Source organism: Comamonas terrae, assembly GCF_001544075.1.
Taxonomy (GTDB): Bacteria; Pseudomonadota; Gammaproteobacteria; order Burkholderiales; family Burkholderiaceae_C; genus Comamonas; species Comamonas terrae.
This window is the reverse complement of record NZ_BCNT01000021.1, coordinates 48,788-56,497: the sequence shown is the minus strand read 5'-3', so window position 1 is coordinate 56,497 and position 7,710 is coordinate 48,788. Positions and strand designations below refer to the sequence as shown.

7 protein-coding genes and 1 pseudogene are annotated in these 7,710 nt (G+C 54.8%); 3 read left to right on the top strand and 5 right to left on the bottom strand.

The window, feature by feature from the left end; all coding sequences use genetic code 11:
* From Cte04_RS20070 to Cte04_RS20060, 3 genes and pseudogenes are all read right to left on the bottom strand, one after another.
* Nucleotides 1-354: pseudogene (locus Cte04_RS20070) on the bottom strand (TolC family protein); the annotation flags it as partial.
* A gap of 76 nt (nucleotides 355-430) precedes the next feature.
* Complete coding sequence (locus tag Cte04_RS20065) at nucleotides 431-814, bottom strand: hypothetical protein (RefSeq protein WP_003080383.1); 384 nt, start codon at nucleotides 812-814, stop codon at nucleotides 431-433.
* A 460-nt stretch (nucleotides 815-1,274) separates the two neighbouring features.
* Nucleotides 1,275-1,619: a DUF4148 domain-containing protein gene (locus Cte04_RS20060; RefSeq protein WP_012838519.1), complete on the bottom strand. Its 345-nt coding sequence runs from the start codon at nucleotides 1,617-1,619 to the stop codon at nucleotides 1,275-1,277.
* Between the two features lie 297 nt (nucleotides 1,620-1,916).
* On the opposite strand from Cte04_RS20060, the gene Cte04_RS20055 reads away from it, so the two are divergent.
* A complete protein-coding gene (locus Cte04_RS20055; RefSeq protein WP_003055071.1) occupies nucleotides 1,917-2,201 on the top strand; it encodes a heavy-metal-associated domain-containing protein in 285 nt (94 codons plus the stop codon).
* Between the two features lie 40 nt (nucleotides 2,202-2,241).
* Here Cte04_RS20055 and Cte04_RS20050 read toward each other — a convergent pair whose 3' ends face one another.
* Complete coding sequence (locus tag Cte04_RS20050) at nucleotides 2,242-3,645, bottom strand: heavy metal sensor histidine kinase (RefSeq protein ID WP_066483269.1); 1,404 nt, start codon at nucleotides 3,643-3,645, stop codon at nucleotides 2,242-2,244.
* A complete protein-coding gene (locus Cte04_RS20045; protein ID WP_003052290.1) occupies nucleotides 3,646-4,329 on the bottom strand; it encodes a heavy metal response regulator transcription factor in 684 nt (227 codons plus the stop codon).
* A gap of 365 nt (nucleotides 4,330-4,694) precedes the next feature.
* On the opposite strand from Cte04_RS20045, the gene Cte04_RS20040 reads away from it, so the two are divergent.
* Both Cte04_RS20040 and Cte04_RS20035 read left to right on the top strand, forming a co-directional pair.
* Nucleotides 4,695-6,620: a copper resistance system multicopper oxidase gene (locus Cte04_RS20040; RefSeq protein WP_057092295.1), complete on the top strand. Its 1,926-nt coding sequence runs from the start codon at nucleotides 4,695-4,697 to the stop codon at nucleotides 6,618-6,620.
* A gap of 25 nt (nucleotides 6,621-6,645) precedes the next feature.
* Entirely contained in the window at nucleotides 6,646-7,617 is a 972-nt protein-coding gene (locus Cte04_RS20035) for a copper resistance protein B (protein WP_003055078.1), read from the top strand.
* The last annotated feature ends 93 nt before the right edge of the window (nucleotides 7,618-7,710 follow it).

The following is a 7,710-nucleotide window of genomic DNA, read 5'->3' as shown; positions in this document are numbered from 1 at the left end:
GCGGTCGGCTCTTGCACGAGCCGCACCTTCGCGCGCGGCTCGTTTATCGGCGGAGAGCCACTCCTGGCTGACACCGATGCGCTTCATTGTCATGGACTCACGGGTACCGCTGAAGCGGTCTGAGCCGGTAACCGGGAAATTGTCGATGCCGGCCCGCAGCATGGGGTCTGGCAGCTGACCCGCAGCCTGGATGGAATGGACAGAGCCTTGCATCGCCGCCTGGGCTGCGCGGGCTGCTTCGGAGCGTTGGACGGCCAAGCTTATTGCCTGGTCGAATGAAATCGATTCTGCAGCAGCAACGGCCGGCAGAAATACGGCAGCCAAGGAGGCTGCTCGCAAAAAAATAGGGGACATGGAAACTCCGTGGACGAACGAGGGCATTGCCGGCGTATGGACAAGCCACGCCAGCACCAGTCAGTCGACGGAGTGATCAGACTCTGAGTCTGAGAGTAGAGAGAAAAAGAGGGTCCGGAGGCGGTCGAACCTCCAAGGTGATGGGCCAGGACACTGCAAGTGCAGCATCAAATTCGAGCACTAGCGGCAGCTCCAACACCTGCACGATGGCAGGTAATGACGCCACGGGCAGTTTGACTGCTTCGAAGGTCACATCCGGGGCATTGGTGTACTGATGACACAGAACCGGTTGCTGTTGGTCCATACCTTCGCATGGTATGCCGGCCTCCATCCTGGCCGTCATTGCATCAACGCCTTCCTCCTGTGGGCAGACGTAACCCGCCAACGCCAGCTGTGCGAACAGCAGCGAAAGCACCACAAGGACTGCGGTGGATAGGCGGTGAATGCGACTTCGTAGCATGGCAGCAGTTAGTGTAGTCAATCTACCAGGGGTACGCGGTGAAGGCCATACGTTGCTACCGATCTTTAAATGCTACAGATCTTCGGCAAGCCAGTGGTTAACTCGCATCCTAGGAGCAAACGCTACAGCTGTGTCTGAAGGAAGCGCGACACCGTATGCACAACTCAGTTCTGAAGAAGGCGGTGTCCTGTCCCATCCTCAAGTTAATGGATGAGGAAACATGCAATGTGATGCTCGGTAGCGATATCCGCCTCGGTGAGTCCGCGCATCGTTGAACCCAGTGTCGCCCCCCTAAGTGATGATTGCGATCATCTGGGCCGAAATTCTTCCGGGAAATTTGTAGTTCGCTCAAGCTGATGTTCTACATGCAGAGGCCTCTGTTGCTTGAGGCCTCTGCGGTAGATCGGAACAAAAATGCAGGAAAGAGCTGCATCCGCGATGCATGCGTCTTTGATGGAGATCAGCCTGCAAATGATTGGAGGCGAGCATCTCGCGCAGCTGGCGATTCATTACGCGTTTCGTTGATCACTTGCTCGCGGGTTTTGCTCGATCCTGTCTCGGGAGTTCCACGTGGGAAATTGCTTTCACCGTAAGAAAGGCGGCCCTGCTTCATGGCGGCTTCAGTCTCTGCCTTGACTTGAGCTCGGGTTTTCTGGCTTTCAAAGTGCTGCGGATGCACGATCACGCCTTGTTCATTGTTGGCTGGATGCTCGTAGGCTGCAGAGGCCATTCCAGGAAGAGCCAGGGTGACAACGGCAGCAACGCTTGCGAGTACGGAGGAAATGGAGATGCGGTTTTGAGACATGGTTGGCTCCTAAGACAGTTGATGAACACATCTCCTGGACCTTGATCAAGGTGAGGAGAAGATGGGTTGATCTTAGGAGTCGGAGCCCAACAAAATCAGGTCTGTCCGGTGACATTGTTGTCAGCTTTTTCGCGGCAGCTCTTACCCCAAATCTGCATACCAATAAACCCAAAGCGAAAAGTGAAGACCAACGTAGTTGACGTACACAGCGTGCTCCAGTGCATGTGCAGACAGATACTTGACATTCACATCATGTGAAGGATGAAACTTTAGCCACAAGCTTTAAAGGAGTACGTAATGGCTATTTTTCGCATCAATGACATGAAATGTGGTGCCTGTGCCGCGCGGATTCAGCGCTCCATTTTGGCGATCGATGATGAAGCAAAGATCGGAGTGAATGCGCGAGATAAAACGGTGCAAGTCTCTGGCGATCTGAGCGACGCCGACTACATGTTGGCCATCCAGACCGCTGGATACACTCCAGAATTATTGGCGTTAGCCGAAGCCGAGCAGGCAAATGCTGAGAAGCCGCAGACGAAATGCTGCGGCTCAACTTCAGCAAAGACATCTTGCTGCGGATAGTGTCTTCTTGCTTTCAAGAAAAGCCTGTTTTCTGATCTGATTAGGAAGTCGGCTGCGGAGTGGGGAATTTCAAGGTGAAGCGAGTTCGTCCATCGGCTGAAGTGGCGGTAATGGAGCCTCCATGAGCTTCGGCAATTGCTCGGGTGATGGCCAAACCCAATCCGCTACCGTCTGAGTCCGGATGAGCCCTGGAAGGGTCAGCTCGGTAGAAGCGGTCAAATAACCTGGGCAGGACTTTGGGATCAATGTCCTGCCCTGTATTTTCCACAGTGACAAGTGTCCAGGAAGCTGCGGTCTCAATGTCGATGGTGACCATGCCTGCATGCGGCGTGTAGCGCAAAGCATTAGATAGCAAATTACTCACAGCACGATGGAACATCAGTCGATCACCATCAACGAGTCCATCGCCTTTTAACTTCAAATGAATTTGCTTTTCTTCAGCGACAGCCTCGTAGAACTCCAGCAATGCATACGATTCTTGCTGTGCCGAAAATTGCTCCTTGCGCGGCAGGCTTACGCCCCGTTCAGTTTTGGCCAGAAAAAGCATGTCTGACACCATACGAGCCAAACGCTGAAACTCTTCGGCATTAGAGGCAAGAATGTCTCGGTATGTCGCGGCGTCACGCTTGGATGCCAGCACAACCTGAGTCTGCGTCAACAGGTTGCTGATGGGCGTGCGTAGTTCATGGGCCAGATCAGACGCGAAATCTGTCAGTCGCTGAAAATCGTCCTGCAACCGATCCAGCATGCGATTGAGCTCATGCGCCAAATCGGCCATTTCTACGGGTACAGCCTCGACCGGCATGCGTTCACTCATCTTCTGTCCCGTCACAACGGCCGCACGTGATTTCATCTCTCGCAGCGGTGCCAGCCCTTGTCGAGCGGCGAGCCAAGACAGAAGTGAGCACAGCAAAATTGCTGCGATCACATAAATGGCAAAGCTTGTGCGAATTCCGTTGAGGAATTGAATGTGATGCTTGGTGTCTGCTGCGATCAGTACCTTTAATGGTGACGGTGCGTAGGCCGGTAGCGTCTCAAAGCTCAAGATGTGGAATTCTGCGTCTGCATGCCGCCACACCCCAAACGATCCTTCCTTGTCGATAGAAGCCGAGTTGCGATCCGGCACTGCAAAGCCGGATGCGGGCGATTGAAATACGGTTTCTCCTTGGGCATCTTTCACCTGGACTTGAAGATCCTCGTGATAGTTCAGTGCCTCATTTAAACGCCAACGAGCATCATCGACCGACTTGGTGTTCTGGAGAATTTTCTCGATCAAATGGCGCTTGTCCTGAAGCGTCATTCGGTCCAATTCCACGAAATGCTTTTCTGTAACGACTAGGAATAGGCCGCCTAGACCTAGCACTACGGCTGCCGCAACAGCCGTGAAAAATAGTGCTAAACGGCTCGTTAAAGAGAGCTTTCCCTTTCGAGTGAGACGCTGCACCTATTCCTCCTCAGGGACTTCAAGCACATAGCCCATGCCCCTTACGGTCTGGATCAGTTTGATCGAGTGGCCTTCGTCAATTTTGACTCGCAGACGGCGCATGGCCACCTCAATGACGTTGGTGTCGCTGTCGAAATTCATGTCCCATACCTGCGATGCGATCAATGAACGTGGCAGCACTTCACCATGTCGGCGCATCAGCAACTCTAAGAGTCCGAACTCTTTGGCTGTGAGGTCAACACGTTTGCCGTTGCGAGATACGCGGCGACGCAGCAGGTCTAGTTCGAGATCTGCAACAGTCAGAGTAGTACCTTCGTTGGCCGGATGTCCACGTCTAAGAATGATGCGAACTCTGGCGAGTAGCTCTGCGAACGAAAACGGCTTTACCAGGTAATCATCTGCGCCGAGCTCTAGACCTTTGACACGGTCCTCGACATGGTCCCGTGCAGTAAGAAACAGGACCGGCATATGTAGTCCTCGATCACGCAAAGACTGGAGCACCTGCCAACCATTGAGGCCCGGCAGCATAACATCCAAGATTACCAAGGAGTACTCCCCTTGCAAAGCCAGATGTAAGCCGTCTGAGCCATTTGGGACGAGGTCAGCAATGTAGCCAGCCTCGGTCAATCCCTGGCGCAGGTACTCACCTGTTTTAGGCTCATCTTCAACAATCAAAATCCTCATGTACTCGCTCCGCTGCAGTGGACGATCAAGAGTGTGCCGAGTTTGAAGCCCTCTGACATGAAGATAAGAAAAATGTAATGTTCCTGAAATCCTGGCGATAGAAAGGCCAACACTGCCTCGTTGTTCCTTCCTGGGAAGTCATCAAGCGTGGCTAGCAGAGTGAACCTTTTGACTGCATCGAAGGCATTTCTGGATAGAAGCCCTCCGTCGCACCAAACATGACGCGAGCATTACATGAATGTAATGAATGAGTCACTCCTCCGAAATTCAGCACGCCCTAGCATACTGAACATATCGAGCGCTCATTGCATCAGGCAAGCGTCGCCGAAAACGAATTTCTTGGAAGCTCTGGAGGATTTCACCTTATGCCGCGTCATTCGCCATTTTTTGTCACTCCCACTCAAGGGTTCTCTCGTCGGCGCTTCGTTCAGGGGCTGGCCGCAGGAGGCGTTCTGGCGGGCCTGTCAACGCAGTCGCTCATGGCATTCGCACAGCAGAGCTCCACAGTCCGCGGGGCCGCTCCGGTGCTGAAGGGTAACGAGTTCGATTTGGTGATCGCCGAGTCCGCCGTGAACTTTACGGGCAAGCCAGGGATGGCGACAACGATCAATGGATCGCTTCCTGCACCAACCCTGCGCTGGCGAGAGGGGGAGACGGTGACGATTCGCGTCACGAACAAGCTGCGCGAGGCCACTTCTATTCATTGGCACGGCATTATCTTGCCCTACCAGATGGACGGAGTTCCAGGCATCAGCTTTGCGGGCATTCCTCCTGGAGAGACGTTTACCTACCGTTTCAAGGTTCAGCAAAGCGGTTCCTACTGGTATCACTCACATTCAGGCATGCAGGAACTCACCGGCATGTATGGAGCGATCATCATTGATCCCGCAGGACCTGAGACTATCCGTGCAGATCGTGATCATGTCGTGCTCTTCTCTGACTGGACTGACGAAGACCCCATGCGCGTTTTCGCAAAGCTCAAGGTTCAGGGCGACTACTACAACTACAACCAGCCCACGGTCTTTGATTTCTTCCGTGATGCATCGCGTGATGGCGTGTCAGCGGCATTAGACAAGCGCAAGATGTGGAACGAGATGCGCATGAATCCAACGGATTTAGCCGACCTCTCTTCTGCGACCCTGACCTACCTCGCAAATGGCGTCACACCTGCAGGCAATTGGACTGCTCTTTTCCGTCCGGGCGAGCGTGTCCGGCTGCGCATGGTCAACGGCGCGGGCAATACCTTCTATGACGTACGTATACCGGGCCTGAAGCTCACGGTGGTTCATGTTGACGGTGTCGACGTAGAGCCTGTGACTGTCGATGAATTCCGATTCGGCCCTGGCGAAACCATAGACGTGATTGTCGAGCCACGTGATGACGCCTATACGATTTTTGCCCAGTCGATGGACCGAACAGGCTACGCACGCGCTACGTTAGCAGTGCGCGAAGGCCTGCAGGCTCCAGTCCCCGCACTCGATCCCGTCGAATGGCTGGGTATGAGCGACATGATGGGCGCCATGAGCCATGGCAGTTCTGGAGCCGACATGGACATGACCGGCATGTCTGGGATGACCGGCATGTCTGGGATGACCGGCATGTCTGGGATGACCGGCATGTCTGGGATGACGGGTATGGCCGGGATGGCTGGTATGTCGGGGGCAATGGCCGGCATGGATCATGGTGCGATGGCCGGCATGAATCACGGTGGTATGGCGATGGACCATAGTCAGCATGCCAAGCCTGCTGGGAGCTTGGCAGTGCCCAGCACCACCGCACGCCATGCTCGCACTGAATATGGCGCAAGAACAGATATGCGAGTCGATATGGCCCGCACCAATCTTGACGATCCCGGTATCGGTCTGCGCAATAACGGCAGACGGGTGCTGACCTTGGCAGATCTGCATACACCTTCAGGTCCGATGGACTCGCGCGGTCCTGGACGAGAGGTGGAGTTGCACCTGACGGGGAATATGGAGCGATATTCCTGGTCTCTTGATGGATTGGAGTTCGGGCAATCAACGCCTGTTCACTTCCGTCACGGCGAGCGTTTGCGAGTCATCCTGCACAACGACACGATGATGACTCACCCTATGCACTTGCATGGGATGTGGAGTGAACTGGAGAGCCCTGATGGTCGATTCCTCGCCCGTCGACACACCTTGCCAGTACAGCCTGCACAACGCATCAGCTTCTTGGTGACGGCAGATGCTCTGGGGCGCTGGGCATGGCATTGCCACCTGATGTTCCACATGGATGCAGGCATGTTCCGCGAAGTCGTAGTGTCTTGAACAAACCTCACAAGGAAGATCAAAAATGTCCAAAGCACTCCCTATTCGTGCATTGTCCACTGCGCTCCTCGCTCTGGTGAGTATTGCGGCCCAGGCGCAAAGCGACCATTCATCGCATGGCCAAGCGAATATGCAAATGGAAGCACCGGCAAGCCCTGCCACAACTGCAGCTGATCCACATGCAGGTCATGGTGCTATGACTGGCAGCGCTGCAAGCGGCCCTGCGATGGATCACGGCAGCATGCAGATGCAAGGGGGATCCGCACCTCCAGATGCTCGCGACCCACATGGGTATTCCAATGGGTTGACCTTGGGATCGGGCGATTACGCGGTGCCTGGCGTCCCGCGCTTGATGCTTGCGGACGAGCATACCTTTGCCTCGCTGCGTGGTGAGACCCTGGAACGCCGTTTTTCACGCAGAGGTGATGATTCAACGGCCTATGACTTGCAAGCATGGTACGGGACCTCATACAACAAAGCTGTCTTGAAGGCAGAAGGTGACGTCGCCAAAGGAAAGCTCGAAGAGTCTCGCACCGAACTGCTTTGGAGCCGTGCTGCCACAACCTATTGGGATACACAGTTGGGTCTGCGCTTAGACAACGGCGTGGGACCTAGCCGTCAATGGCTGGCATTTGGTGTGCAGGGCCTGGCCCCTTACTGGTTCGAGCTGGAGGCCACAGCCTATGTTGGCAGTGGCGGCAGAACTGCGCTTCGCCTAAATGCAAGCTACGAACTATTGCTGACTCAGCGCCTGATCCTTGAGCCAAGAGCTGAAATGCAGTTTTACGGCAAGGATGATCCAGAGCGGCATATCGGCAAGGGCCTAGCCGAAGCATCTGCGGGCCTGCGACTGCGCTACGAGTTCAGCCGTCAATTCGCTCCATATATCGGAGTGGAACGTGCGGGAAGTTTCGGGCGAACCGCTGATCTCGTTCGTGCCGACGGTGGCCGTGCTCAGCAAACACGTTGGGTGGCCGGTGTCCGCTTCTGGTTCTAGCCTGGCCAATGTCCCCTTCCTAGTTGGCGCGTCCTTGGGAGCGCCAACTCTACAGACCTAGATTCGACATCTGTTTTCAAACCACCATCACAC

What these genes read in the sequence shown, in the direction of transcription:
- Cte04_RS20060 (WP_012838519.1), bottom strand. Translation starts at nt 1,619, where the DNA reads ATGTCTCAAAACCGCATCTCCATTTCCTCCGTACTCGCAAGCGTTGCT.
- Cte04_RS20040 (WP_057092295.1), top strand. Translation starts at nt 4,695, where the DNA reads ATGCCGCGTCATTCGCCATTTTTTGTCACTCCCACTCAAGGGTTCTCT.
- Cte04_RS20045 (WP_003052290.1), bottom strand. Translation starts at nt 4,329, where the DNA reads ATGAGGATTTTGATTGTTGAAGATGAGCCTAAAACAGGTGAGTACCTG.
- Cte04_RS20055 (WP_003055071.1), top strand. Translation starts at nt 1,917, where the DNA reads ATGGCTATTTTTCGCATCAATGACATGAAATGTGGTGCCTGTGCCGCG.
- Cte04_RS20065 (WP_003080383.1), bottom strand. Translation starts at nt 814, where the DNA reads ATGCTACGAAGTCGCATTCACCGCCTATCCACCGCAGTCCTTGTGGTG.
- Cte04_RS20035 (WP_003055078.1), top strand. Translation starts at nt 6,646, where the DNA reads ATGTCCAAAGCACTCCCTATTCGTGCATTGTCCACTGCGCTCCTCGCT.